Genomic DNA, 26,970 nt, shown 5'->3' with positions numbered 1-26,970 from the left:
AAAACTAAGCGAACCTTAGGAGGACTTGCGCTTGCGGCGGGCAGCGAGCTCGTCGAGGCCTACGACCACGTCGGTCTCGTCCTCCTCAACGATGCGCTCAGCCGGGAATGACGTAATGGTTCCGGAGAGCTCCTTGAGGATGCCCGGCACCGCGATGCCGAAGACGCCCTGACCACCGGCGAGGAGGTCAATAACTTCGTCGTTGGAGCGGCACTCATAAACCGTAGTGCCATCAGAGACTAGGGTGAGCTCAGCAAGGTCATTCACGCCGCGGTCACGCAGGGATTCAACGGCCAAGCGGATGTTCTGCAGAGAAATGCCCGTATCGAGAAGCCGCTTGACAATCTTGAGGACGAGGACGTCCTTGAAGGAGTACAGACGCTGGGACCCGGAACCACGGGCGGTTCGGATGGAGGGCTTCACCAGATCGGTACGCGCCCAGTAGTCCAGCTGGCGGTAGGTAATGCCAGCCACCTGGCACGCGATGGGCACGCGGTAGCCCAGCTCCTCGTCCGGGCCGATATCAAACAGGGACTCTTGGACGTAGCTGCCCGGTTCGTCGTAGTCCAGCGCAGCGCCGGTCTCAAGCTCAAAGGTTTCGGTGTGAAGGTCTTTACTGCTCACGTAATTACTCCAGTGATGTTTGAAGGGAGTTCTAGTTGTCTATTAAAGGGCACGTCGTTGACCACGTCAAGAGCGCGACGACGTTAACCTCTAGTAGAACTTTAGACTTTATCTACCACATTGTCACCATAAGTCACACGCGTGTCATTAAAAAATTCTCCGAGGCTACGAAAAAGCGCCCCCAAAGGGGCGCGCGGGTACGGTGTCTGCGCTAAGAATCTAGTCCTCTTCTTCAGACTGGTCATCACCAAGCAAGTCTTCTTCGGAGATACCGGAATCACGCATCATCTGCTCGAAATCATCATCGTCCCGGCTCGTGCGTTGAGCTAGTCGCTCCTGAAACTCCCGCACCCGCTTTTGTGGGAACGTCTCCGGCGATGCAGCATCGCGCTCAAGGCCGTAGTACTCCTTCAGGTCCTCATCACTAATGTAGATAGCTACCTCATCGAGCACGTCTTTCTCGAAAGTAATGGGTACCCCGTAATGATCTGCCAAGACAAGAGCATCACACATCCGAGCATCATGTTCTTCTCCCCTACCATCGATGAGATCCACCATGAAGGCACCTTTTCGGTACTCGGAGACACAGATCTCTTCGATACCATCGAGCTCATCCGCAAAAGCGATGAGAAGTTCGTACGTGCTGGGACGAGCGTTGAAATGTCGCTCCAGCATCTGGAGAACACGCGCCCCGTCAATGGGTGACACCCATACGGGCACGTGGCGGTCGGCTTCCTCCCAGTAAAACAAAGCGCAGAGATTATTTTCGGGGCCGACGGGATGGATACCTAAAAATTTCAATACTTCAGAATTCATGGTCTCCACTCTCCCACACTTTTGGCAATGGTGACTGATGCACCAGTTCGGATAGACGTGCCCGAGAGGAATCTACGGTAAAAATTCGTCGCGCAGCTCGGTCTTGACCAACGTGCTGTGCAGGGACAGAACGAGCGCTGCCATCTGCTGAGAAAGCTCTTCTGCTTGCTGCGGGGCGGTATCGGACTTGGAGTGCGCTACTGGCGCGGCAACTTGTGAAATAAGGTCAGCTTGCCGGCGAGCAGCATTGCGCAGGGACTTAAGCTGGCGAGCGTCGAAGCCAAAGGACTCCAGTGCCACGGCAGCTGAAGCAATCGATACATCGTCGGTATCGAAAAAGCCCGCCGAATCCGGCTTGACAAGCCCGACCGCAACGAGACCAGCAATCTCTTCCTGGGTGGTGCCAGCTTGGTCAGCCACGTCGGCGTCAGTAAGCCGATTGACCACCGGTGCGCGCAGCTGTCCAGCGCTGATAAGGGCCTCGGCCTGCGAAGACACAATCGCCGTAACCTGGCCAGAGTCCATTGCCTCCAGCTGCTCGCGGATGACCTTAAGCGGCGTGTAGTTATCGCGCTGCGCTGTCAAAATATAGCGCAGGCGGTCCAAGTCCTTCTGGTAGTAGCGGCGGTAGCCTTTGGGCGTGCGCTCCGGGGTGATAAGGCCCTCAGACTCAAGAAACCGAATCTTTGACACCGTGACATCAGGGAACTGCTTCTGCAGGTGCTTCAGCGTCACGCCGATAGACATCGGCTTCTGCTTGGCGGCCTTGGGCTTCCTAGCGACAGTGGACGCTGCCGCTGCGGTGGAGTTCTGGGAGCTCACGATAGGAACTACTTCTGCTTTCTACACGGTCTGGACATCACAGAGGGGGCGGGGAGAAACCTCCCTCAGCCCCGCACGGTGTGGACTTACTTAGCGGCGATGAAGACCAGACGGAACTTACCAATCTGGATCTCGTCGCCCACCTCGAGCACCTGTGCGTTACGCGGCTCGCGGTTGACGTAGGTGCCGTTGAGCGATCCGACGTCCACAACCTCAAACTGGCCGTCCTGGGCACGGAACTCGGCGTGGCGACGGGAGACGGTGACATCATCAAGGAAGATGTCAGCCTCTGGGTGGCGGCCAGCGGTGGTTGTCGGCTGATCCAGCAGGAAACGTGCGCCAGCGTTAGGGCCACGCTTGACGACGAGCAGCGCCTGCCCCTCAGCTAGGTTCTCAGCACCAGCGACGGAAGCGTCAGAGCTTGCCGACGCACCGCTTTCCATCTCCTTGAGAAGATCGGCGCGGAAGACAGAAGTAGTCTCTGCCTGCGGTTCCGGCGTTCCGGTGTTCTCGCTCATTTTTACCTCCGAAGGGTCGGATCGATATTGACTAAATCCATAGTAGCGACTCCACTGCCCTCGCGAGCCACCACCAGAGAAATTATATTAACGGAAAATATTTCCAATGCCCTTGAGCACCGAGTTTCCGCCTCCTGCCAGTGGATTATCAGACACCATGTAGGTCCACGTCGCACTCGGGCGGGAAAGACCGTGGTCCTCCAAATGGGCGCCATCAGAATCGATCACCACAGTGTTGAACGTCTCAACAGCATCATCCACTGCGCGTTGGGCTAAGTCCTTGAACTCGCGAACGGCGATACGGTGATACTCATCGATGGGGGTTTCACGCGCAATGGCGCGCAGGTGGATGGACTCGCGAACATCGTCCATAAGCTCGAGGTGATCTGCCCAGGATAGATCCAGGTGGTAAAGCATAATCTCCCGGGCGGCGCGCTCGCGGGCGTCCTGGGGGACGTCGGCAAGCTCGGCGGCCCGCTGCGGGGCGCGCTCGGCTAATTCTTCCCACGCTTGGGCGGTATCGAGTAGCTTGGCACGGCGCTCATCGATGATGATGCGCTGGTCTGCAAGCAGCTGATTGTACTTCCAGGTCTGCGCGTGAATCTCAAGCAGTTGCCCCTCGGTCACGCGCTGGCAGTGCGCCACGAAATCGCTCACTCGCTTGGACTCAATGCGGCCGTCAGCATCTGGACGTGCAGATAGGGACTCATCCTCTCCTCCCTGCTGGACCACATCATCCTCAAGGGAGACGAAGAACACGGACATTCCAGGATCTCCCTGCCGTCCGGCGCGGCCGCGTAGCTGGTTGTCCAAACGCGAAGAGCGGTGACGAGAGGTGCCCAGCACTGCGAGACCACCCTTCTCCACCACCACATCACGGTCAGCCTCATCAGCGCCACCCAGTTTGATGTCGGTACCACGGCCAGCCATTTGGGTAGAAACGGTTACCCTCCCCACGTCACCGGCCTCAGCCACAATGCGAGCCTCATCCTCATCGTTTTTGGCATTGAGCACGCTGACCTCAATGCCGCGTTCCCTCAAAGCGTCCGCAAGGTCCTCAGACTCAGCCACGTCGTGTGTGCCCACGAGCACCGGCTGCCCAGTGGCGTTGAGGGCAGCGATTTCTTCGACGATGGCCTTCGATTTGTCATCGATAGTCGCATAAATGCGGTCAGCTTCGTCGAAGCGCTGCAGCTCCTTATTGCGATCGATAACGGAGACATGCAGGTCATAGAATTGGCGCAGCTGGTCGGTGGCTTCAACGGCTGTACCAGTCATGCCACACACCAAGGGGTAGCGCCGCATCAGTTCCTGCAGGGTAATGGTGTCGAGGATGCGGCCTCCTTCAGAAACCTCAAGGCCTTCCTTCGCTTCCACGGCTGCTTGGAGGCCATCGGGCCAGCGCTGCAGGTCGGCAACGCGGCCCCGGGAGGCGTCGATAAGCTGCAGCTTGCCATCCGTAATGATGTAGTGGATATCGCGGATAAGCAGAGCCTTTGCGTGCAAAGCCAAGTTGACCTTGACCAACACCGAGCCGATGTTCTCTTCGGAGTACAGCGAATCAATGCCTAGTTCCCGCTCGACGCGCGCAGCACCGTCATCGGTGAGCGCCACCGTGCGCCCATTTTCCGCGATGACGTAATCCTGGTCTTCGCGCAGGCGGGACACCACATTGGTGATATGCCCCGTGGACTCCTCACCCGGGCGATTGCCGGCCAGAACAAGGGGAACCAGGGCCTCATCGACTAGTACAGAGTCTGCTTCATCGACGAGCGCTACGTCGGCGCGGGCCTGAACGGTCTGCTCACGAGAGGTAATCTGATTATCACGAAGCACATCGAAGCCCAACTCATTAACCGGGGCATAAATGATGTCAGCGCGGTAAGCCTCGCGCCGCTCATCAGATCCCAGCTTTTCCGTGACGGAGGCGACCGTAAGGCCGAAGAACTCCACGAGCGGGCGCATCCACTCAGCGTCTCGCGCAGCCAGATAGTTGTTCACCGTCACCACGTGCACCCGTTTGCCGGTTAACGCGAAGCCGGTCGCTGCCATAGCACCGACCAGGGTCTTGCCTTCACCAGTCGCCATTTGGATGACATCGCCCTCTAGTAACCGGAGCACCGCCTGGGATTGCACGTTAAAGGGGCGCATGCCAAGCTTGCGTTCACTCGCTACGGCAAGGGCTGCGAGGAACTGCGATTTATCCGCAATCGCGCCGTCTTTGACGCAGGAGCGGGCAGCGGCGACCACTGAGGCGTCGTCAAGCGCCGCGACATCCTCCACCGCTGAATCCGCAGCCGCTACCACAGCCTTGGACTTCTTGTTGTTGCGCTCGGACTGCGCGCCCATCGCCTTCCAGAACCAATCGAATGCGCCCATGTGCACTCCCTACCTTTCTGAGCGGCCTTACTCGTCTTCCCTCGACTCTAGTCAACCCCGGTTCGCAGCCTCGCACTTGCCCTTATATCCTTATTGGCATGCAATCCGTGAACGTGACGCTCCCCTCCAGTACCGGCACCGCGATGGCCGGAACTATCGACTTCCCTGACACCCCACCACAAGCTTTCGCTATCTTCGCGCACTGCTTTGCCGGCTCCCGCCACACGCCGGGTGCGGCCCGCGTGAGCAAGCAGCTTACCAACTTCGGCATCGCCACCCTACGCTTTGATTTTCCTGGTTTGGGCCAATCGGAAGGAAACTTTGGGGAGACCAACTTCAGCCAGAACGTCGCGGACATTCAGGCTGCCGCTGAGTGGCTGAGCAACAATTATTCTGCCCCGCAGCTACTCATGGGCCACTCGCTGGGTGGCGCTGCTTCCCTCGCAGCGGCAAACGGCATTCGCTCCCTTAAGGCTGTGGCCACTATTGGCGCACCGTTTGATCCAGCGCACTCCGTTCTTCATTACGCCGACAAGATTGGGGAGGTCGACGCCAATGGCGAGGTTGAAGTCACCCTAGGCGGTCGCGCACTGACGATTTCCCGCCACTTCCTCGAGGATCTGGCTGAGACCAACCCGGAGACCTACCTGCCGCGCCTGCGCAAACCGCTGCTTTTGCTACACTCCCCGATTGATCAGACCGTCGGCATCGATAACGCCCAGAACATCTTCCTCACCACGCGCTACCCCAAATCCCTCGTGGCCTTGGATAAGGCAGACCACCTCGTGACGAAGCAAGGCGCCGCGGCGCGCGCTGCGGATCTCATTGGGGCTTGGGCTGAGCAGTACATTGTGCCGGAAAACCTCCCGGAGCCCGTCGACGCTGCGACCGCCGTCGCCATCCCGGCGATGGGCACGCGCATGGGAGTCATCGTACGCAGCAACGAGCACACCGTTACTGCTGACCGCACAAAGAAGGACGGCGGCAAGGGCCAAGGCTTTACGGCTGAAGGTCTGCTCATGTCGGCCCTCGCCACCGCTACCACCCAAACTCTGAAGGCTGCGGGCAAGGAACACAAGGTCGATGCTAAGGCTGTCGAGGCTATCAGCGTTACCGTCACCCAGGATTCCGACTCCTCCTTTACACGCACCATTTCGCTTCCGGATTCCTTGAGTGCGGCTCAACGCACCGCGCTTGTCGACGCCTCCATGGCCACCCCCATCGACGCCCTCCTCAATGCCACCGTTACGACCACCATCGTGACGAACGAGGCCGTCAGCTCCTAGGCCTAGCGATGATCGTTCTCAACCCTCTCGACTCAGGTGCTCGGTGCCCCTGCGGCACAGGTTTAACCTTTGGCGAATGTTGCTCGCGCTACCACGCGGGTACACCTGCGCCCTCGGCGGAGGCTCTTATGCGCTCCCGGTTTAGCGCTTTCGTCACCGGCGACGAAGACTACCTATTGCGCACCTGGGATCCTGAAACCCGCCCCGAGCGCCTGGATTTGGCCGATACCGGCATCCGCTTTTACCGCCTCGACATTATCGACACCGTCGCCGGCGGCCCGCTCGATGACTCCGGCATCGTCGAATTCGAGGCCTTCTACAAAGGTGCTGCGAAAGGTTCCCAGCGCGAGCGTTCCTCTTTCCGCCGCCAGGACGGGCTGTGGGTCTACTCCGCTGGTGAGTTCTAGCGCCGCCGAGCAATTCCCTCGCCCTCTCAACCGCTGAGCGAAATACCCCCTGAACAGCAATTTGTTGAAGCGAATACCGCTGGTGTAATCTGTAGCAGTTGCACCAATGAGTGCAACGGCGGACTATGGCGCAGTTTGGTAGCGCACTACACTGGGGGTGTAGGGGTCGCAGGTTCAAATCCTGTTAGTCCGACAGCTTTCCGGCTGGTCAGACAAGTTCTGACCAGCTTTGTTCTTCTTTAATGTTCTTTCGCGCGAGTGTCATAGTCCACGAGCCCGTCGACAAGGTGAACTCGGCGAGGACTCGAGGCTGCGATGTCCTCATCGTGAGTAACCATGACGATCGTCGTGCCCGCAGCATTGATATCACGGAAGATGTCCATCACTTGGCGGCTATTCTCACTGTCCAAAGCACCCGTGGGCTCATCAGCGAAGATGATGCGCGGTTTGTTGATCAACGCGCGGCAGATGCCGACTCGTTGGAGTTGGCCTCCCGAGGCTTCGGTAACGTCGCGGCGCGCTAGGGGTGCTACACCCAAGTTCTGCATGAGTTCGTGCGCTCGTTCCACGAGCTCATCCCGCGGCGCAAGGCCGGCAAGGAAGGCAGGGAAAATGATGTTGTCGAGCACGTTGAGGTTAGTGAGCAGGTGGATCTGTTGGAAGACAAAGCCCATCTGTGTCAGTCGCAGTCGCGCCAATTCCTTCTGGCTGAGCTGGGTGAGGTCTTCGCCGCAGAGTGTCACCTTCCCCGAGGTAACGCTATCCATTCCACTGAGCGCATAAAGCAGCGTGGATTTTCCTGACCCAGAAGGCCCGGTAATGGCCACCATGTCCCCGGCAGCAATGTCGACGCTAATTCCGTGAAGCACGGTGTTATCGCCGAAAGCCTTGGTTACGTTGCGGGCGGACAGAATGGTTGTCATTGCGCAGTCACCTCCGTGATATGGGTACGGCTGATGGAGCGGCTACCCAGCCAGGTGGCAGCGGCAACCGAAAGAGAAAGAACGAGCGGAACAAGACCATAAACCAACCAGGGATTAACCATGAGCTGAATCTGGCTGCCACCTTGACCGGCCGCCTCCATCCCGCCGAAGATGAGTTCCATACCGAGGTTGAACACACCCTCCCCAGCGATGAGGGCCAATACCATTCCAACCGGAACCGCGCACGCCAGCACGGAAAGAGTCCGAGTGAGGTACTGAGTACGGATGCCGTCGTCGGTGTTGCCCAACGCGCGCTGAATGGCAATCGGCGTCGAGTCGGTAGCAATAAGCATGCGCACGAACATCAGCGTGATCAAAGCGGCAAGCAGTGCCGCTGTGGCCAGGATAATAAGAGCCACCGTACGCAGGGAGCGTGCCACGGGTCCAAAGGTTTGCTCTGCCATGGTCGCCAAAGCGACGGGGTTAGCCTTGGGCCAACGGTGAGACCACTCCTCCAGCACGTCCTCAGACTCAACGCCAGGTTGAAGATTAACCAGCACCGTATACCACGTAACATCTTCAGGCTCGGGATCTAACAGCGCCTTAGCTGTCTTGCCGCCGTTGGTGATGTCCTGGTAAGAACCGACGATGGTCAGTGGTTTGAGTTCACCCTGCACATCAACGGGAATCTTCTCCCCCACCTCATATCCGGTTGCGCTCAAGGACATCAAAGGCAAAGCGATTTCGTTAGGGGTTCGGGGCGCATGGCCCTCGACATAGGCGGTGGGCATGGTGTCGTGGTTGCCGCTGACAATGTTCATGCTGATGCGTTCTCCGGAAGCCGCAAGCACATCGTGACGAGACGTTCTGGTGAGGACGTGTTGAGCCACGGAATCTGACTCTTGGAGGGTGGCATCAATGTCGTGAGCAATGTCCGCATCCGCAAGCGATTCCGCACGCCAGCCCATGTAAACGTCTGCCTGCGCAATGCCCATGTAGGTGCTGAACCGCGGATCATTGGCTGTGTTGGCTGCAGCGGTGGGCACAATGACGATGAAGGTAGAAATTGCCAGAACGCAGAAGAGAAGGACGTGCGCGCTCAATCCACGCAGCAGCGCTATAAAGCCCAGACGAATATTGGTCGGTGTCCGCTTCGCCGTAGCGAGGCGGAGGCGCGGTCCCCTGCCAACCTCCTGTGTGCCTCCTGCTCGGAGGGCCTCTACGGCGCTCGTGCACCCCACCCTGCGCAACATGACGAGGACAAACAGCACGGTAAGAACAAACATTAGCAGCGCGCCACACATCGCGCCGGCCACACCCGCCGCACCATGCTGCACGCCTTGGTAGGCAGATAGCCGCCGGGTCATCAGGGGTAACAACCCTAGACCAAGTGCCAGCCCCACTACGGCAGCGACGGCAGCTAGCGCAGCGTATTTCACCAAATACAGCCGCCGGATCCTGCTCGTGGGTACGCCAATAGCACTGAGCACGCCAATTTCCTTGGCATCGTGGCGCAACGTTGTCAGGAACGACAAGCGCAGAACGAGCAACCCCACGATGAGAAGAAGCAGCGACGCCAAGATAATCGCTCCGGCACTGAACCCCTCGCCCACTGCAATGAACATACGGAAGGTAGCACGGTCCACCGTAGGGCCATTCGTCGGCAATCCAGCATCCATGTATGCGGTGCTCACAGTTGGGATCTGGGTGTCCGGATCCTGTACCCAGAACTCGATGAGGTACTCTCGCGTGCCGTAGTAGCGAGCGATATCCATAAAATCCGCTTCGTTGACCGCGATACGCTTGGAACCGGCAATCGGTGGATTCATGATTGAATCCCTCGTGAAACCTACGACCGACAATGTTCGCGCACCGGGCCCACTGCCGATCTCCACAACGTCTCCTACCTGCAGGGAACCCTCAATTTTGTACATGATCGGCATGATGACGGTACCGGGCTCTACCGCGTCGATGGGCTGGTTGTCCTCCTTAAGCAAGAGGTCCCCACTCTTCGGTGGAACAACGAGTGAGTTCTGCTGGACGTTATCGCCTTGGTCCACGCCAGCAAAGACAAGGTCGGAGCTGTTGAGTGTCAGCAGTTCGACGACTTGGTGGTCGGTGACATTCGGGTTGTCGTGGGCAAACCTGTCAATGCTGTGCTTATCGACTTCCCCCGCATGCATCTGAACTAGGTGTGGTGCTCGCGCTTGGTCGAGCAAAGCATCGGCTGCCCCGCCCAATTGCGCGATCAGCCCAGCACTTGCCGTCGCCAGCGCGACCGAGACCGCCATGAGGGCCGCAACTGCAAAGGTCAACACCGTATTTCGACGGACATCGTTGCGAAGCATTCGGCCAAACATGGTGTGGATCACCTCACCGTCGAAAGATAGCCTTACCCTGTAAGGTCGAGTTTACTTCAGCACCGCCCTCCCACGTACGGATTGTGCGCCATGATGTCCCCCACGATATCCTCCGCTTTCCGCACTACCTCCCACGTACGCACATGGTGCAAAGAATCCACCGCCAAGAAGGGCCGCGAGGAAGAAAGAGCTAACCATAGAGGACATATCAGCGTCATTGCCTTCCGCGCCATCGGCTCCGCCGGCAGGAGCCTCACAAGGCTCGGCGGTGGGCTCGCCGGAAGCGGACGGCTCGGAAAGGTTGACGTTCTGGGTAGCTTTTATGAATGGTGCGATCCCTCGTCCCCCATCGCCCTTGGGCCTACGCCTCTGGCGAACCGCTGCTGTCCGGAACCGTGATGTTAAGGCCAACACGACACTGGTCAACCACCATGCCGAAATAACCTCCCCCACTCTCGAGCTGCCCACATAGGTCTGAGCTTCGAGCCTACCGCTGAAAACCGACTTGTAGAACTCGAGGGAATCGTGGGCGTTGCCATGGAAAGCAAAGTACGGTGTGCTCTTTTCTCTTATGCCGCGATGATATCCCCGTGACAGCACAACCGTCGATCAACAAGCCCACGAAAAGCGCAAGGCCACACCTCCTGGCTAAGAGCCGGGGATGTGGCCTCAAACTATCTGCGTGAGCTATCTGGGCTACACCGCAGAAAGCCTCCTCAACTAGCGGTTAGCGCGCCACGGGATGCCTTCCTTGGGCAGGTAGCCCAGGAGGTAGAGGTAGTCCATCGCGCCCAAGACAGACACGATGAGACCGCCACCAAGGATTGCAGCGAGGAAGGAGTAACCCACCATCGAGGACGTATCGACGTCCTTGCCATCCTTTCCGTCTTTGCCGTCTACACCGTCACGACCGTTGAGACCGTTGAGACCGTTGAGACCATCGCGGCCATCTTGACCGTCGACTCCGTCACGACCAGGTGCGCCGGGGGCACCGTTCATGCCGTTGGAACCGTCTCGTCCGTCTTTACCGTCAACGCCGTCTTTGCCGTCGCGGCCAGGCTCGCCATCCTTGCCATCAACGCCGTCTTTGCCGTCGCGGCCAGGCTCGCCATCCTTGCCATCAACGCCGTCTTTGCCGTCGCGGCCAGGCTCGCCATCCTTGCCATCAACGCCGTCTTTGCCGTCGCGGCCAGGCTCGCCATCCTTGCCATCAACGCCGTCCTTGCCGTCGCGGCCAGGCTCGCCATCCTTGCCATCAACGCCGTCCTTGCCGTCGCGGCCAGGCTCGCCATCCTTGCCATCAACGCCGTCCTTGCCGTCGCGGCCAGGCTCGCCATCCTTGCCATCAACGCCGTCCTTGCCGTCGCGGCCAGGCTCGCCATCCTTGCCGTCCTTACCGTCAGCGCCCGGTTCAGGGGTTTCGTCGCTGGGCTTGGTCTCGTCGCTGGGCTTGGTCTCGTCGCTGGGGTTGGTCTCGTCGCTGGGCTTGGTCTCGTCGCTGGGCTTGGTTTCGTCGCTGGGCTTGGTTTCGTCGCTGGGCTTGGTTTCGTCGCTGGGCTTGGTTTCGTCGCTAGGCTTGGTTTCGTCGCTAGGCTTGGTCGGCTCATCGTTGTTGACCTTCTTGCCGTTCAACATGTCAGCACACTTCTGGCCGGCAGGTGCGTTGACCGCGGCAAGCGCAGAGGCAGAAGTAGAAATACCGCCAAGAGTCTTTTCAATCTCAGCACGTTGGGTGTCGGAAAGCTTCAATTCCTTCGCAGCATTAGCGCCTGGGAAAAGACCTGCGATTGTTACCGCAGCATTGAAAATCTTGAGGACTACAGACACACCTTTACCAAATGCACCATCTGCGAACTTGATGAGGTTAGAAACGGTCTTCTTTGCTGCATCAGGGTTCTTGAGATCAACCTCCGCGTCTGCGTTGTCAATCCGTCCGATCGCCATGCCCTGTGCGCGAGCCAGGTCCCACGTTACGGACTTATCCGCTTCGCCCTTGCGAACGAGCTCCTCAATCTTTTCCCACGAGATGGCCCCGATCTTCTTGATGAAATCTGCAGGAACAAGGTCCCCTACTACCGGGATAATCTCCCAAACGGTCTGCAGGAGCTTATTGCCACCGTCGTAGAACGCCTTGGCAAGGTCGAGCTTGCGTTCCAGCAGCTGTCCTTCCTTGCCCGGGGCATCCGAGATTTCACACATCAGCTTGCCGTTCTTTTCCACAGCCGTCACAGTCACGTCGGGCGTCGTGGCTTTGGTGGTCTTCAGCTCGTCGAGAGTGGATGGTTTCGCATCGTCAGTGCCGTAGAAGCCGAAATCGTTGGCACGGGATTCCCGCTCGATCTCATCGAGAGCGTTGTCACCGGCATTGTTGGAATCGATGAGGTTGCCGTCTTCGTCAAAGATGGTGCCATTGACGTCCACCGTGTCAGACCCAGACTGCTCATGAACAAAGGCGGAGTCTTCAAGCGCCTCCACTGCAAATGCCTGAGGTGCAACGATGACGGACGAGAAAGTGGCTACGGCCACCGCAGTGGCGACAATACGGGAGGAAATAGGGCGCATGGTAGTTCTTCCTTAATGCTCAATGAAGAATTGCTTACCGCAACACAATTGCGGGATGAGTTTCGGACGAGGCCACAGTACCGCCCTCTAAAATTAATTTCTACACTTGAGCAACTATTCCCCCTATCTGGGAATCTTAACCACATGCGACATAACACCAGTTCACAGTGTTTACATTCAGAATGTGGATACAGGTAAAACCAAAGACTTGCCGTCCCCCACGTGGGCACTTCGCGGTAGATCGCGCGGATTCTTAGGTCAGCGCGAGGACCGTTCACTAAAAATATACCCTGCCTTTCCTGAGAGAAAGACAGGGAACAGTGACGCAAAACACAGCACCACAAATGAGCCGAAGCCCGAAAGCTACTTCGCACCACCAAGGCTGCGCATGATGCCACCAAGCTCAATATCCATGTAATGCGTGAGAATCTCGAAGATAAAGTCGGTGGAGTATTCACGCAATGGACCCTTGGTGCTCAACATGGCCAGACCATGAGCACCGGCCCAGACAGAAATCACGAGAGTGTAGAGCACCCAAGGTGCACGGGGGCCATCAGCTTCATCGATTGCTTCGCGCACTAGGGACATGATGAAACCGAAAGCTTGACCGAATTCGCTGAAGTCACGCTGAACTTCCGCAGCCTTATTTGCGTTCGGCAGGAAGTCATCCTCGAAGGACATCGGAACGATGGGCCCGGAAGCAATCTTGATGAGCGCTTCAAAGCCGAGCGGATCAGCCAGCGCATGAGACACATAACCGTAACCAGTGGCCCTCAATTTGGGTACTGCGCCGGAACCTTCCGGCACCGCAGCTACCTGACGGTAAATAAACTCGTAGTTAATCTTGTCAAGGTATCGCTCCAGGTAGCTGGCCAGCTCCTGGTCGCTTTCGATGAGATGCTCCGCTTCTTGGACGGTCAGCCCAGCACGAGTCGCGGCACCGCCAATGTGCAAACCAGTGACACCGTGGTCGAGAGCCTCTTCGATTGCTCCACGAAGCAGTGCAGTACGCTTCTCTTCCTCAGTTTCGCGCGGGAAGTCAACCGCCTTTGTCAGCAGAGGCTCAGGCTGCTCACCCACCAAACCGAAAGGCGCGGTGTGTTCAACGCGCTCCCCCTGGAAGAAGGGGATGAGCCCCACACTCAAAGTGTCCATAACTCCGCCAAAGGTTTGCTTTTTGGCAGCGGGCGATAGATAGCGGAGGATACCTTCGGCGGCTAACTGGGTTACACCATGGAGATGCGAGAAGATGGCCAATGCAGAAAGCATCGTGCCACGAGCATCTGCAGTGCCTCCAGATTCAGCCATGGCATCTTTCGTCAAATTGTAGAGAAGCTCAAGAATGGGGCACGTGTCAGCGCTGCCACCCTTTTCAGCAAACACTTCGGCGGTCAAACCCTCACGTGGGGATGCCTGTACCGCGGTGAAGGCGGCGAAAGAGGTGGGCTCCTCCACAGCAAAGGAGAAATATGACATCGCTGCAGAACGCAGCTTATCCACCGCTGAGGCATTGTCCGGGAGACGACTGAAGTGCAAATCCACCACAGACAGAAGGGCCTGGTTCAAGGTCTCCTTGGTTTCTTCTACTAATTCAGCGTCAGTTGCGAAATGCTCCTGGGCTTCCGCTAAGGGCACATCGACTTGGTCAGCAACGTCGCGCAGCCGAACTGCGTCCATGCCGGCCTTAGCGATCACACGGCTGGCTTGTTCAATAAGGAGTTGCCGTGAGGGCTGGCCGCCCTTTTCCACACCTACTGAAGTATTCACGGCTATAAGCCTACCCAGTAGCATTGTCGATTTATTTTCAGGCAATACAACTTAGCGTCTACTAATCTTCTACACAGCTTGAAGTTCAGCCTATGAAAATCGTTTTCTCATATAGTGGACATGTAGTATTCATCATAGTGGATAGAAAAAGAGTCCGGCTCCACACATGTGGAACCGGACTCAGCTGCACTGTGCCACTCCCCAAACGTGCCCACATTTAGGACACCACTCAGGAGAGCGGAGCAAAGACCTCTTTACTTCTGGTCGTTCTGCTCCGGCTGGTTACCCTCAGCGCCCTGGTTGCCAACACGCTCATCAAGCTGATCGCGTGCGGAGTCAATCTTGTCAGCCTTATCCTCACCGAGCTTGCCCTTAGCGAGGTCAGCACCCTTATCCAGTGCAGAGTCAGAGATCTGCTCGCCCTTGTCAGAGTTCAGTGCATCCTTAGCCTTGTCGAAGATACCCATGTCGTATCATCCCTTCTTTCTAACTACATCTCTAATTCGCAGAGGTCGCGGCGAGTAACTGGGGCTCTCCCCTTGATACTGGAGGGCAGTAACAACGACGGAAATGCTCGCCGCCATTCGACGCCACAGTACAGAGCAGCCTTCGTCAACTCCTTGCGACCGCGCCACCCACGGTACCTATGAGTTGCGATCTTCGCCACGTATTTTACGAATGCGCTTTAGCCTGCACCGGTCCTCCATGCCGGCAGCCTTAGCTGAGAATCTTAAGCTTCCTAACGAAAGTTTACCCCCTCTGGTTGCCCCTTTTCGTTCAACAACTTGCGGTGAGCCACTACGCCTCAGCTACGGGCCCCTGTACCCTAATCTCAGCACTGCCGCACGGATGCGACATCTAGCTCCTGCGCTGAGTTCTCCAGCTTCGACAGCCTAGGGTGCACCGCAGGATGTGCAGGCGTGCAAGCAATTCTAATAGCGATTTTTCATAAGAAATTTTTCAGCATTATGCCTTCACCTAGGTCCTTCCCCGCAACCACCGGTTCCTTTTTTGGACTTACATGGCCTGGCAAAGATGACGCTGCTGCCCGAGTACACGAAGAAGTTAAGGCTAAGAGGGAGGTCGTCAAGGGCACTGGCGCCAGCCCGAACTCTGTCACCATTGCCGATAACCTCGATGCCCTTAAGGACTTTATTGCTCGCAGTGTTCAGGCAGACGTTATCTATATTGATCCTCCTTACAATACTGGTAAGGACTTCGTCTACCGAGACAACTTTCGCCAGCGTCGCGACATGCGCTCAGAGCATTTCGGGCAATGGCATTCAGAATGGCTGTCCATGATGCTGCCTAGGCTCATCTTGGCACGTGACGTACTGTCGAAGAATGGCTTCATTTTCGTCTCTATTGGTGAATCCGAAGTGGCTCATCTCCGGCTTATGATGGATGAGGTTTTTGGCGAGGATTGCTTTGCTGGCCAGCTCATCTGGAAGAAGGGCGGAACCGGCAAGAATGACTCCAAGTACGCCATCGTCGAGCACGAGTATGTGCTGTGCTACGCCAAGTCTGCCTCCAATCCAGGATTCAATCTCGATGCGCAGGCACAAACCACAACGCGGTATAACCACAGCGATGAACGAGGAAACTACTCACTCGTACGCCTCGACTCCAAAACCCTGGGTTATCTTCCATCCCTTGACTTCCCCATTACGGGCCCCGATGGCCGCGACTATTGGCCCCACCAACCCGAGGGCAACAGTCAGGTTGCACGCTGGCGCTGGGGCAAGGACAAGGTGGCAGAGCAATATGAAGAGCTAGTTTTTCGCCGTGGCTTCGTCTACACCAAGAATTATGAAAAGAAGGGCGCCCGTCCACGGTCCATTCTTGATGGCGAGCGCTTCGGTGTCACCCGTACCGGGCGCAAGGACGCCGAAGAGGCCCTTGGTGTCCAAGGGACCTTTGATTTTCCCAAGCCCGTACGACTCATAAAACATCTCATCGCCATTGCTAGCGGTCCTGACGCCGTAGTCCTCGATTTCTTCGCTGGTTCTGGCACCACGGCCCAGGCCGTGGCTGAGCTCAACCGAGACGACGGTGGCCATCGCAGCGTCCACCTCGTACAAATAGCGCAGCCAACCGAAGCCTCGAGCGCAGCTCGTCGTGCTGGTTTTGGCACAGTGGCAGATATTTGTCTAGCCCGTGTGCAAGCAGTGGAGGGCCTCGAGTTCGACCAGATTCGCTTCATCCCTGAAGAACCCTGAAAAAGTCGCAAGCCTCATCTCCCCCGCTACGTTTAATCGGCTGGGCGCTGGGAGGCCTCGGCTACGCCGTGTTCCTCGGTGCCTTCCGGCCGGCCGGGAATTCCGAAGAAATCCAACACCGTGTCGGTGGCGAATCCGCGTCCAACCTCGGGTTTATCCCTACTTGGCCGCCCAGGCCACACGTGTGAGCCTCCTTCAATACGAATGTGCTGCAACGGTGCCTGGCAGCCGGTCCAAGTCTCTTTGACCGCGCCGTTAGTCAGACGCACGGTTTGAACATCACCCACGCACTTGTTGCGTTTCTGGTGCTGGTTCATGACCTCCGTCACGGAAAAGTAGGCAGTCCCGTGGCGCACTCCACCTTCATAGTTAACAACGGGATCATCGGTCCCATGGATGTCGAGGCGCCCCACAGGCTGCTCTGAGCACTCCGAGTGGATGCCCTCGTAGTACGCCGCCGATACTGTTGCCACGGAGCGAAATGTGCCCGGCATGCGGCAGGCTAAGAACGCCGCGAATCCCCCACCATTAGACAATCCAGCAGCAAAAATCGCGTCATCATCCACGCTGTACGTCGATCGCAGGCTGTCAACGATAGTATGGACAAAATCTAGATCTTCTTCGGCACTTGTCGTCGCGTAGGGCGCCGGCGACCATGCTTTGTCTACTCCCTGGGGATACGCCACGATGGCCTCCGCCGCATCAAACTGCGTGTAGCCCTCCATGTTTTCAGGGCTATCGTTCCATCCATGAAATGCGAGTAGCACTGGCCAGGAACGTTCAGGAGAGTAATCAGAGGGCACATGGAGTAAAAAGGTTCGCCCCGAAGACAGCCTTATGTTCTTGGTTTCGCCAGGTTCTGGGCCCACAAGCATCGGCGAAAGGGGGACGCCGAGATCATTGGTCCATGTAGCCGGGCTGGTGGGGGCCGGAGGGGCATCGTCATGTCCCCCGCAGGCACCAAGCGCGCCCACACAGGCGGCAACTGATAAAGCAGCGCAGACGGTACGCAGAAAACGCGGCCGCTGGTTTTCCTCGCCGCGCGTCTTCACGGGTACCTGTCCCCTTACTGTTGATTCTTGAACTTTGACCTCTACAAAGTAACAGGTCGGTGCTTAAGATCACGAAGCGGCGCGGTATCTTTAAAGGCATTATGGCCACCACCAGTTCCCCACATCCTCGCCCGGAGAACTATCCCAGCTACCGCAAGGCATCTGCGCAGCAAGGACCGTCGTTTCGGACCTCGCAGCAGCGCGCACGTTCCGCGCGTGCTTTTGCCCATGGGGCCGATACCTACCATGACGTGCGCCCGGGCTACCCGGACGAGGTAGCCGCACTCATCAGCACTGCGCACACGGTACTCGACATCGGTGCGGGAACCGGAAAGCTCACTGAAACGCTGAGCAATCCCGAGGTCTATGCCAGCGACCCCTCCCCGGACATGGCCCGCGTGCTCACTCGTCTGGGCGTGCCCTGCTGGCGGGCCACGGCAGAGGAGACTGCGCTCAGTGATTCCTCGCTCGACGCTATTACCTGCGCCCAGACCTGGCATTGGGTAGATGAAAAACGCGCGTGTGCCGAGTTTGATCGTGTCTTGCGCCCGGGTGGCCGAGTAGTTCTGGTGTGGAACACTCTCGATGTCGGAGCGGACCCATGGATTCTGCGTCTATCCCGCATCATGCACTCTGGTGACGTGCAGCGTCCCGGTTTCTACCCCACCATTGCCCCGCCGTGGGAGATACGCGAAGAACTGCGTCTGACGTGGAAGCACACCCTCACACCGGAGCAACTTCATCAGCTCATGCATACCCGGTCCTATTGGCTGCGCAACGATGAGAAGATTCACGAGCGCATGACCTACAACCTCAACTGGTACCTCTTTGAACATATGGGATTTCACCGCGGACAAGAGTTGGCTATTCCCTACCGCACCGATGCCTTCGTCCTGGCCCGCCCCGGCGAGTAGCTGACCTCTGTAACCATGACAACTGTCATGCGAAATTCATGACGTCATGGCTACGCTGCAGGTACCTTGCGTCCTTAACGTGAAGGTATGAGCACGACACCCACCCCACCCCCGGCCATCGACGTCTCCGGAATCAGCAAAACCTTCAACGCTTCTTCCCACAGCCCTGTACGCGCGCTTCACGACGTCTCCCTCACCATCCACCAAGGAGAAATCGTCGGCCTACTTGGCACCAACGGTGCAGGCAAGACCACGCTCATTGATCTCATCTTGGGGCTGACTACCCCAACGGCAGGCACCATCAGCGTGTTCGGCCAAGCCCCCCATACTGCTGTGAAAAGCGGCCGAATCGGCGCCGTCATGCAATCAGGCGGCCTCCTTCCGGATATCACCGTGAAGGAAACTTTGGAACTCCTCGGCGCTGCTTTCCCGTCTCACCGCCCGTACGAGGACATCATCGAGCGCGCTAATCTAGGGGGCATTCTGTCACGCCGGGTAGGTAAATGCTCCGGCGGCGAGCAACAACGCCTGCGTTTCGGATTGGCTCTGTTGGGGGACCCGATGCTCTTGCTTCTCGACGAACCAACTGCCGGCATGGATGCTGGTGCCCGCCGCCACTTCTGGGAGACCATGCGAGAGGAAGCCAAAGCCGGAAGAACCATCCTGCTGACCACTCACTACCTCGAAGAAGCCGATACCTTTGCACAGCGCATCATCATGCTCAACAAAGGCGAGATTCACGCTGACGGCAGCACTGAGGAAATCCGCAACGCAAACTCCACCCGCATTATCCGGGCCACCTTCCCTGATGGCGTCCCCGATCGTCTCCTCAACGAGCCCTTACCGGGAGTGCTCCGTCAAGTTCCCACAGACACCGGCCTCGATATCACTACGCGCGACTCTGACGCGGTAGCCCGCTTTCTGCTCACTGAAACCACAGCGCAGGATATCACCATCACCGGCCACAGCCTCGAGGATTCGTTCCTTGAGCTCTCCGGCTCTTCACTCGACACAATTTCCCGTTAAGGAGTCATCCGCCATGAGCATACTCACTTCTGCCACACCCACGCTTGGTACGGCCTTAAAGTACGCGGCCCACGACCTGAAGCGCTTGCGCCGCGACCTACCAACTCTCTTTTTCAGCATCGGCCTGCCCGTCATCTTCTACATTCTCTTCGGCGCCATGCAGGAATACGGCGCTATCGAATTCAACGGCGGAAACGTCGCAGCGCTGGTCATGATCGGCATGGCGCTCTACGCCGGCGCTACTGGAGCCGTGGGTGCAGCTGGTTCTATGGTTGCAGAAAACCGCGCTGGGTGGGGCCGCCAATTGGCGCTCACTCCCCTACGGGCTTCTCAGCTTGGCCTTGCCAATGTCCTCAACATTGCGGTCCGTGCCATCTTGCCTATCGCCGCTGTCTTCATCACCGGCGGGTTCACTAAGGCCACGATGCAGCCGGACCAATGGGCGCTCTCTTTTCTCATTACCGCGGCGTGTGCCATCCCGTTCGGTGTCTACGGTATGGCCTGCGCCATGCTCATCCCTTCGGAGAACACTGTTTCCATCGCGACATCCACAATCGTCATTCTCGCTTTCGCCGGAAACGTCTTTATGCCGCTCAAGGAATCCCTGCTTGAGGTCGGACGATTCACCCCGATGTACGGCGCACAGGCCCTTGCCCGCTGGCCGCTATCTGAAGGTGCCCAAATGATCAACGGTGAGCGTAACTTCATTGAGGACCCACTCTGGTACGCATGGGTTAACATCACTGTATGGACAGTGGTTTTCGTCGGGATTTGCTTACTCCTTCACAACCGCGACAAGAACCGAGCATGATGGATGCCTTTAGGCTGCGGGACGCTGTCTTCTCCGCCATTTGGTTGCTCTTTCTTCTCATAGGGCTGGTGCAGATCCTTGTTCTGCCCTCCTATTCCACGGCACAACGCCTCTGGGCTGTTGCGATCACGGCAGTATTTTCCGTCGCCTATTTTGTTTCATTCGGCACCGTCCATGCCTATCCTCGCCGATGGTCCCAGGGACGTCGAGTGGCAATTCGGTGGGTCATCCTCGCCGCGCTCGCACTTGCCGCGATTCCCGCGTATGGGGTGTGGGCCGTATGCTTTGTGCCCTATCTTGGAGCCTTGGTCGCTTTCACCCAGCCCCTGATGACTGCCGCAACCATCATCACGCTTACCGGTATCGTCGCGAGTATCCCCGCGTGGCTTTTCGCCCGCCCAAACTTTATCGACCTCGCGATCATTCTCTTTGGCTGGCCCCTGCTTATCTTGGTCCTCGGCACGTTATCTCAGCGCGAAGACACCGAAACAGCCTTAAGACATGACTTGGATTTGGCCCAACAACGCGAAGACATCGCCGCCGACATCCATGATCTCCTCGGCCACACCTTGACCGCTATCAACCTTAAAGCCGAGGTAGCGCGCCGATTTATCGACCGCGATCCAGCCAAAGCCGCAGCCGAGCTTGATGAGATCAGTTCTCTGTCGCGATTATCCCTCGCAGAGGTACGCTCCACCGTCACGCGCATGAAGAACCCCACCTTCGCTGGTGAGATTCAGGCCGCACGCCGGATCCTGGACACTGCCGGCATCCGTCCCCACCTGCCTGAAACTCTTATCCGACCGCGGGCGCATGAGGACTTGTTCTCGTGGGCGCTGCGCGAGCTCACCACCAACGTCGTACGCCATTCGGGGGCTTCGCACTGCTGGGTTATCCTCAGCGAGGATTCCCTTCAGGTCACAGATGATGGAGACGGTTTTACCGAGGACGCTACACAAGCGCTTGCTGCGGGCCTTACGGGGCTCGCCGGTCTTCGCCGCCGAGCCCAAGATGTCGGTGGCGATGTCATCATTCAGCGAGCGGAAGGGTTGACCACTGTGCTACTTACCCTTGATGGTGTCCGCGAGATAAAGGAGGTTGTCCCATCATGACACCTCCCATACGGGTGCTCATTGCCGAAGACCAGTCGCTAGTCCGCGGAGCGCTGACAGCGTTGCTTAATACCGAGCCGGACATCGAGGTCGTTGCTGGGTGCTCATCCGGAGTCGAGGTCGCCGCCCTCGTCGCTCAGCATAGCGTCGATGTGGCGCTGCTCGATATTGAGATGCCGGGTATGAACGGCATAGATGCTGCTAAGACGATCGCCGCTACTGATTGTCGAAGCCTCATCGTCACCACTTTTGGGCGTGCCGGCTACGTCAAACGCGCACTTGACGCAGGTGTTGACGGTTTCCTCGTCAAAGACACGCCCCCAGACGAGTTGGCTGACGCCATCCGCCGCGTCCACTCAGGCTTGCGCGTCATCGATCCGCAACTTGCCCAAGACATTCTCTTCGCCCCGGATAACCCTCTAAGCGAGCGCGAAATCGAGGTCTGTCGTTTGCTTGTTCGTGGTCTTGGGTCCGCGGACATCGCAGCGCAGCTGCATCTTAGCGGCGGCACCGTGCGCAACCATATCTCCGCCATCATGACCAAGACTGGAGCGGCCAATCGCTTCGAGGCCGCCCGGCGGGCAGAAACCAACGGTTGGATCTAGGGATGCTCTGCACTTGGCGACGTCGCTCTCGACCGACTAGCGGCGCTGACGGCGCTCGCGCACGCGCACCGCAATGCGCACCGGAGAGCCATGAAAACCAAAGCGCTCGCGGAACTTACGCTCGAGGTAGCGGCGGTAGCCAGCATCGAGGAAGCCGGTGGTAAACAGCACGATCGTGGGCGGCTGGGTTGATGCCTGGGTGGCAAACAGCACGCGCGGGAGGCGGTTGTTGTTCATCGGCGGCGGATTGGCAGCAATCGCCTCGCGCATCCAGTTGTTGAGCTGGCCCGTGGAAACGCGCTGGTCCCAGCTGTCCAGTGCCTCAATCATCGCCGGCTCCAGCTTCTGCAGGGCGCGGCCAGTCTCTGCAGAGATATTGACGCGAGTGACCCACGGTAGGTGGCGCAGGTTCTCATCGATCTCGCGGTCCAAGTAGTAACGACGGTCCTCATCAACCAGATCCCACTTGTTGAAGGCGATGACGAGGGCCTTACCGGCCTCCAGAATCATGTTGAGGACGCGCTGGTCCTGCTCGGAGACTTCCTGGGAGGCGTCGATAAGCATGATGCATACCTCAGCCGCGTCGATAACGCCACGGGTGCGCAGGGAGGCATAGTACTCGTGGCCTTGAACGTTTTTGACCTTCTTGCGCAGTCCTGCAGTGTCGATGAACTTCCACAGACGCTCATCCAACTGGACGAGGGAGTCCACCGGGTCAACGGTGGTACCAGCGGCGTTATCGACGACGGAACGCTCCTCCGAGGTCAGCTTGTTAAGAAGCGAAGACTTGCCCACGTTAGGTTTACCCACGAGTGCGACGCGGCGCGGACCAGAGGTAATTGAGGAATTGCGTGGCTCCTCCGGGAACAGACGCAGGATTTCATCGAGGACGTCGGCGCCGCCGCGGCCGTGCTGTGCAGAAACCGGCCACGGATCGCCCAAGCCCAGTGCGTAGAATTCCGCCATGTCGGCATACATCGTCTCCGAATCGAATTTATTCGATACGAGGATGACCGGCACTTCGGATTTCTGCAGCTTACGGGCCATAACCGCGTCCGTCTCGGTGATGCCGACCTTGGTGTCGACGACGAAGACGATCACGTCGGCAGTGGCCATGGCCTGCTCTGCCTGGCGCGCAATGGCGGCATGAATGCCCTTGACGTTGGGGTCCCAGCCGCCAGTGTCTTGGACGAAGAAACGCTGGCCATTCCAGTCTGCAACGTAAGAGACGCGATCACGGGTGACACCAGGGTGGTCCTCCACCACTGCTTCTCGACGCCCCAAAAAGCGGTTCACCAGAGAAGACTTACCCACATTCGGGCGCCCCACGACAGCTACCGTGCAGAGGTTCTCCTCCGTATGGCCATCATCGACGCCAAATTCGGAGGACAGAGCTGCCCACTCTTCTTCGCTCAGCGGGGCTTCGCTGTCAGCTTCATCCTCGTCATCACCGAAATCGGCTTCACCGAATTCAGAGTCGTCAAACTCAGACTCATCGAATTCATAGTCAAACTCATCTGAGTCGAAATCATCCGGAGCCCAACCGCCATGCGGATCGCGCACAACTTCTTCCTCCAACTTGCCCACCGGGTAATGGAACTCCGTCTCGAACTCCTCGGGCTCCTGGTCTGGGGCCCGATTCGGGTTCTGCGGTTCATTAGTCATGGGAGGCCTCCTTTAAGGCTGACTTTTCGACCACGGCTACGAGCGCGTCAAGGACCTCATCGCGGGACATGTCTGAAGTATCGACGAGCACGGCATCCTCCGCTGGACGCAGCGGTGAGGTCGCGCGGGAAGAATCCGCAGCGTCGCGCTGCTGAACGGCGGCAAGCACGGAGTCAAAGTCAGACTCAATTCCTGCCGCGAGGTTCTGGTCATGGCGGCGCTGTGCACGCACCTCGGCCGACGCCGTCATAAACGCTTTGGCCGGTGCGTCCGCAAGCACCACAGTGCCGATATCGCGACCCTCCACGATAGCGCGGTGAGCCTTCTCAGCGAGGTTACGTTGCAGGTCAACGAGGTTCTGGCGCACCTCCGGAATGGCAGAAACGGCAGAGACATTCCGGGTAACCTCATCCTCACGAATGACCCGGGAGACGTCCTCACCATCAAAGATGACCTGGGTGGAGTCCGGATCATCCGAGACTTCCAAAGGAAGGTTGGCAGTGGCGTTAATAACCGCTGCAGTATCTGCAGGATCCACGCCTGCGCGCAACACGGCGAGGGTCGCCACGCGGTACATGGCACCGGTATCGACGTATTTGGCGTCTAGACGCTTGGCCAGCGCGCGGCAAGTCGTAGACTTACCCGTGCCGGAGGGACCATCGACGGCCACGATAAGGCCGTGGTTTGGCATATTCGAAATCATTACATCCCCACCGCCTTGTACAGACTGGTCAATTCGTTAGAGTTCAGAGCACGCAGGGAGCCTGGCTTCATATCACCGAGCTGCACCGTGTGGAGCTTGGTTCGCACGAGGCGCTGGACTGGGTAGCCAGCCTCCTTCAGCATGCGGCGCACGATGTGTTTACGGCCCTCATGCAGCTCGACGCGGACGAGGGAATAGCCCTGATTCTTATCCACGATTTGCACATAGTCCGCCTTGGCGAGTCCATCCTCGAGCTCAATGCCCTCCTGAAGTTGGCGGACAAGTTTCTTGTCGCCTTCTCCCAGCACTGTTGCTAGGTAGGTCTTCGTGACCTCATACTTTGGGTGCATGAGACGGTTTGCTAGCTCGCCATCGTTGGTGAGGAGCAATAGGCCCTCAGTATCAGCATCGAGGCGGCCGACGTGGAACAGTCGCTGGCCCGATACAACTCGGTCAGCGACGACATCTCCCACACAGGGACGCCCCATGTCATCAGACATCGTGGACTGCATGCCACGTGGCTTGTTGAGCACGAAGTATTGGGTTTCTTCGTTGACGTTGATACGGGTGCCATCAACGCGGATGACGTCCTTGTTCGGATTCACGCGAGTGCCCTGCGTGATGATGACCTGGCCGTTGACTTCGACGCGGCCCTGGTCAATCAGGATTTCTGCGTGGCGGCGCGATGCGACGCCAGCCTTAGCCAGGACCTTCTGGAGGCGTTCTCCTTGGTTCTGGGAGTTCTTCTTATCGTTGCCGTCTACCAGCCAATCAGCGCCCAAGTCGCGGGCGACGGAATCTGCAGTGGCCTTCTTCTTTTTAACGTGCTGATGGCGGGCCGGCTTAGCATTGGAGACAATCATGTCGCTGTCTCGCTGCTTCTTTTCCGGTGTGCCATCGCGGCGAGCGGGTGGAGTCACGGAATTGTGTCCTCTCAATAGTTCTTCAATTTGCGATGCGGAAAGCACCGTGGTCTGCGCGCAATCCTACCCCAGAGTCAAACGTTATGAATAGTCCTCATCGATCTGTTCAATGTCCGGCAGCAGCGGCGCAAGGTCGGGAAGGCGTTCTAGCGAGTCAATGCCGAGGAGCTCAAGGAAAAGCTCAGTCGTTTCGTACTGGTGGGCCAGGCCCTCAGCACTTTCAAGCTCACGAATCAGACCACGCATCATCAGGGTACGGACCACACCATCGACATTGACTCCGCGCACACCGGCTACCTGGGCACGAGTGACCGGCTGGCGGTAGGCAATGACAGCCAAAGTCTCTAAAGCTGCGCGCGAGAGCTTGGTTTGGGTTCCATCGAGCACAAACTGCTCCACGGCATCCGCATTTTCCTTGCGGGTATAAAAGCGCCAACCTTCAGGGGTTTCACGCAGATCAATCCCAGAGCCCCGCTCGGTGAGCTCGCGCTGTAAGCTGCGAAGAACATCACTAACCACAGTGGTCTCCGCATCAAGCGCGCGGGCTAAGGCCTCGACGCTCGCCGGTGAATCCACCACTAACAGGATGGATTCCACGCGTGAGCGCAATTGGGAGATAAGTGGTAAAGCTGTGCCTTCGGTGTGGGCGTCCATGACTGGGTAGCGTACCTTTCTTAATCCCAGTTGGCTGCCGCCACGACGGCAGGATCCACATCGAGTCCGGTCCAAGCCAGCTCAAGCGGCCCAAGGGATTCCTCCTGAACGGCATCAACAGCCTTGGCTTTGTACAGCTCGAGCAATGCGAGAAAACGGCCGACGATTTCCATGGACACCGTGCAATCCCTTGTCAACGCGTCAAAGCTCATCCATTGACCAGAGCCCAACATCTTGAGTGTGCCGAGAATCTTTCCTGCCTGCTCCGGCACGGAAACCGCCACCTGATGGATGTGGCCGGTTGCCACTTCCTCAGGTGGTTTGGGCCGAAAGACACTGGCAGCAAGTTCCGCAAAACTAGCTGGGGTATGTCCGAGCTTTACCGGTGGCAGAAGCTCGCTGAAGCGTTCCTCCATCGCTACAGCACGTGGGTAACGGCGTTGGGCTTGACGCTGCCACTGGGCGAATTGGTCCGCAACCTGCTTATAGGCCTTATATTGCAGCAAGCGAGCGAAAAGCAGGTCACGGGTTTCTAGTAGCTCAAGGTCCTCGAGGTCATCCACGTCACCGCGTGGAAGCAAGCGGGCCGCTTTGAGGTCGAGCAACGTCGCTGCGATGAGAAGGAACTCAGTTGTTTCATCCAAATCCGCGGTTTCCCCAAGGGCTCGGGTATACGCCACAAATTCATCGGTAACCTCAGACAGTGCCACCTCAGTGACATCGAGCTTCTTCGCCTGGATGAGCTGGAGAAGAAGGTCAAAGGGACCTTCAAAGTTACCCAGCGCGATGCGAAAGCCGGTGATTTCCGGTTGCGTCATACCG

Annotated in this window: 24 protein-coding genes and 1 tRNA gene; 9 read left to right on the top strand and 16 right to left on the bottom strand. The window is 58.0% G+C overall.

Features of this window, described 5'->3' with window-relative positions; all coding sequences use genetic code 11:
• Positions 1 to 15 precede the first annotated feature (15 nt).
• The 5 genes from I6J72_RS04480 to secA2 form a co-directional block, all read right to left on the bottom strand.
• Entirely contained in the window at positions 16 to 570 is a 555-nt protein-coding gene (locus tag I6J72_RS04480) for a MerR family transcriptional regulator (protein ID WP_204100432.1), read from the bottom strand.
• A 273-nt stretch (positions 571 to 843) separates the two neighbouring features.
• Entirely contained in the window at positions 844 to 1,440 is a 597-nt protein-coding gene (locus tag I6J72_RS04475; RefSeq protein ID WP_204100064.1) for a bifunctional nuclease family protein, read from the bottom strand.
• A gap of 72 nt (positions 1,441 to 1,512) precedes the next feature.
• Positions 1,513 to 2,187 (bottom strand): MerR family transcriptional regulator, encoded by a 675-nt coding sequence (locus I6J72_RS04470; protein ID WP_370552164.1) that lies wholly within the window; start codon positions 2,185 to 2,187, stop codon positions 1,513 to 1,515.
• A 161-nt stretch (positions 2,188 to 2,348) separates the two neighbouring features.
• Positions 2,349 to 2,780, bottom strand: a complete 432-nt coding sequence (gene odhI / locus I6J72_RS04465; protein ID WP_039675438.1) for an oxoglutarate dehydrogenase inhibitor Odhl — start codon at positions 2,778 to 2,780, stop codon at positions 2,349 to 2,351.
• 87 nt (positions 2,781 to 2,867) lie between these two features.
• Complete coding sequence (secA2, locus tag I6J72_RS04460) at positions 2,868 to 5,159, bottom strand: accessory Sec system translocase SecA2 (RefSeq protein WP_204100062.1); 2,292 nt, start codon at positions 5,157 to 5,159, stop codon at positions 2,868 to 2,870.
• Positions 5,160 to 5,257: 98 nt separating this feature from the next.
• Here secA2 and I6J72_RS04455 point away from each other — a divergent pair, with 98 nt between their 5' ends.
• The 3 genes from I6J72_RS04455 to I6J72_RS04445 all read left to right on the top strand — a co-directional run bounded on the left by I6J72_RS04455 (position 5,258) and on the right by I6J72_RS04445 (position 7,045).
• The gene (locus I6J72_RS04455; protein ID WP_204100061.1) at positions 5,258 to 6,445 is read left to right on the top strand and encodes an alpha/beta fold hydrolase; all 1,188 of its coding nucleotides are present in this window, start codon (positions 5,258 to 5,260) and stop codon (positions 6,443 to 6,445) included.
• 8 nt (positions 6,446 to 6,453) lie between these two features.
• The gene (locus I6J72_RS04450; RefSeq protein WP_115022214.1) at positions 6,454 to 6,852 is read left to right on the top strand and encodes a YchJ family protein; all 399 of its coding nucleotides are present in this window, start codon (positions 6,454 to 6,456) and stop codon (positions 6,850 to 6,852) included.
• A 119-nt stretch (positions 6,853 to 6,971) separates the two neighbouring features.
• Positions 6,972 to 7,045 (top strand) — tRNA-Pro (locus tag I6J72_RS04445).
• Positions 7,046 to 7,091: 46 nt separating this feature from the next.
• Here the strand turns inward: I6J72_RS04445 and I6J72_RS04440 are convergent.
• The 5 genes from I6J72_RS04440 to I6J72_RS04420 form a co-directional block, all read right to left on the bottom strand.
• A complete protein-coding gene (locus I6J72_RS04440) occupies positions 7,092 to 7,775 on the bottom strand; it encodes an ABC transporter ATP-binding protein (protein ID WP_204100060.1) in 684 nt (227 codons plus the stop codon).
• The gene (locus I6J72_RS04435) at positions 7,772 to 10,123 is read right to left on the bottom strand and encodes an FtsX-like permease family protein (protein ID WP_204100059.1); all 2,352 of its coding nucleotides are present in this window, start codon (positions 10,121 to 10,123) and stop codon (positions 7,772 to 7,774) included. Before I6J72_RS04435 ends, I6J72_RS04440 begins: the two co-directional genes overlap by 4 nt.
• A gap of 732 nt (positions 10,124 to 10,855) precedes the next feature.
• Entirely contained in the window at positions 10,856 to 12,697 is a 1,842-nt protein-coding gene (locus I6J72_RS13110) for a hypothetical protein (protein ID WP_239107493.1), read from the bottom strand.
• 363 nt (positions 12,698 to 13,060) lie between these two features.
• Entirely contained in the window at positions 13,061 to 14,464 is a 1,404-nt protein-coding gene (locus tag I6J72_RS04425; RefSeq protein WP_204100058.1) for a WHG domain-containing protein, read from the bottom strand.
• Positions 14,465 to 14,718: 254 nt separating this feature from the next.
• A complete protein-coding gene (locus I6J72_RS04420) occupies positions 14,719 to 14,931 on the bottom strand; it encodes an antitoxin (RefSeq protein ID WP_115022226.1) in 213 nt (70 codons plus the stop codon).
• 501 nt (positions 14,932 to 15,432) lie between these two features.
• Here I6J72_RS04420 and I6J72_RS04415 point away from each other — a divergent pair.
• A complete protein-coding gene (locus tag I6J72_RS04415; protein WP_115022228.1) occupies positions 15,433 to 16,683 on the top strand; it encodes a site-specific DNA-methyltransferase in 1,251 nt (416 codons plus the stop codon).
• 32 nt (positions 16,684 to 16,715) lie between these two features.
• On the opposite strand, the gene I6J72_RS04410 is transcribed toward I6J72_RS04415, so the two are convergent.
• Positions 16,716 to 17,558: a PHB depolymerase family esterase gene (locus I6J72_RS04410; protein ID WP_204100430.1), complete on the bottom strand. Its 843-nt coding sequence runs from the start codon at positions 17,556 to 17,558 to the stop codon at positions 16,716 to 16,718.
• 278 nt (positions 17,559 to 17,836) lie between these two features.
• On the opposite strand from I6J72_RS04410, the gene I6J72_RS04405 reads away from it, so the two are divergent.
• The 5 genes from I6J72_RS04405 to I6J72_RS04385 all read left to right on the top strand — a co-directional run bounded on the left by I6J72_RS04405 (position 17,837) and on the right by I6J72_RS04385 (position 22,203).
• Positions 17,837 to 18,649 (top strand): class I SAM-dependent methyltransferase, encoded by an 813-nt coding sequence (locus tag I6J72_RS04405; RefSeq protein ID WP_204100429.1) that lies wholly within the window; start codon positions 17,837 to 17,839, stop codon positions 18,647 to 18,649.
• Between the two features lie 87 nt (positions 18,650 to 18,736).
• Positions 18,737 to 19,675 (top strand): ABC transporter ATP-binding protein, encoded by a 939-nt coding sequence (locus I6J72_RS04400; RefSeq protein ID WP_204100057.1) that lies wholly within the window; start codon positions 18,737 to 18,739, stop codon positions 19,673 to 19,675.
• A 13-nt stretch (positions 19,676 to 19,688) separates the two neighbouring features.
• Positions 19,689 to 20,486: an ABC transporter permease gene (locus tag I6J72_RS04395; protein WP_204100056.1), complete on the top strand. Its 798-nt coding sequence runs from the start codon at positions 19,689 to 19,691 to the stop codon at positions 20,484 to 20,486.
• A complete protein-coding gene (locus I6J72_RS04390; protein WP_204100055.1) occupies positions 20,483 to 21,598 on the top strand; it encodes a sensor histidine kinase in 1,116 nt (371 codons plus the stop codon). The genes I6J72_RS04395 and I6J72_RS04390 overlap by 4 nt, the downstream gene beginning before the upstream one ends.
• On the top strand, positions 21,595 to 22,203 hold the full coding sequence (locus tag I6J72_RS04385) for a response regulator transcription factor (RefSeq protein WP_204100054.1): 609 nt from the start codon (positions 21,595 to 21,597) through the stop codon (positions 22,201 to 22,203). Before I6J72_RS04390 ends, I6J72_RS04385 begins: the two co-directional genes overlap by 4 nt.
• Before the next feature lie 36 nt (positions 22,204 to 22,239).
• Here the strand turns inward: I6J72_RS04385 and der are convergent, their stop codons facing one another.
• The 5 genes from der to I6J72_RS04360 form a co-directional block, all read right to left on the bottom strand.
• Positions 22,240 to 23,868 carry a ribosome biogenesis GTPase Der gene (der, locus tag I6J72_RS04380; RefSeq protein WP_204100053.1) on the bottom strand — a complete coding sequence of 543 codons (1,629 nt, stop codon included), beginning with the start codon at positions 23,866 to 23,868 and terminating at the stop codon, positions 22,240 to 22,242.
• Positions 23,861 to 24,571 (bottom strand): (d)CMP kinase, encoded by a 711-nt coding sequence (cmk, locus tag I6J72_RS04375; protein ID WP_204100052.1) that lies wholly within the window; start codon positions 24,569 to 24,571, stop codon positions 23,861 to 23,863. Before cmk ends, der begins: the two co-directional genes overlap by 8 nt.
• Entirely contained in the window at positions 24,571 to 25,491 is a 921-nt protein-coding gene (locus I6J72_RS04370; RefSeq protein ID WP_039675471.1) for a pseudouridine synthase, read from the bottom strand. Before I6J72_RS04370 ends, cmk begins: the two co-directional genes overlap by 1 nt.
• An 84-nt stretch (positions 25,492 to 25,575) precedes the next feature.
• A complete protein-coding gene (scpB, locus tag I6J72_RS04365) occupies positions 25,576 to 26,148 on the bottom strand; it encodes an SMC-Scp complex subunit ScpB (RefSeq protein ID WP_204100051.1) in 573 nt (190 codons plus the stop codon).
• Positions 26,149 to 26,168: 20 nt separating this feature from the next.
• On the bottom strand, positions 26,169 to 26,966 hold the full coding sequence (locus I6J72_RS04360; protein ID WP_070669813.1) for a ScpA family protein: 798 nt from the start codon (positions 26,964 to 26,966) through the stop codon (positions 26,169 to 26,171).
• Positions 26,967 to 26,970: the final 4 nt, after the last annotated feature.

This window comes from Corynebacterium sp. FDAARGOS 1242 (assembly GCF_016889985.1).
Lineage (GTDB): Bacteria > Actinomycetota > Actinomycetes > Mycobacteriales > Mycobacteriaceae > Corynebacterium > Corynebacterium minutissimum_B.
This window is presented reverse-complemented; position numbering and strand designations above follow the sequence as displayed.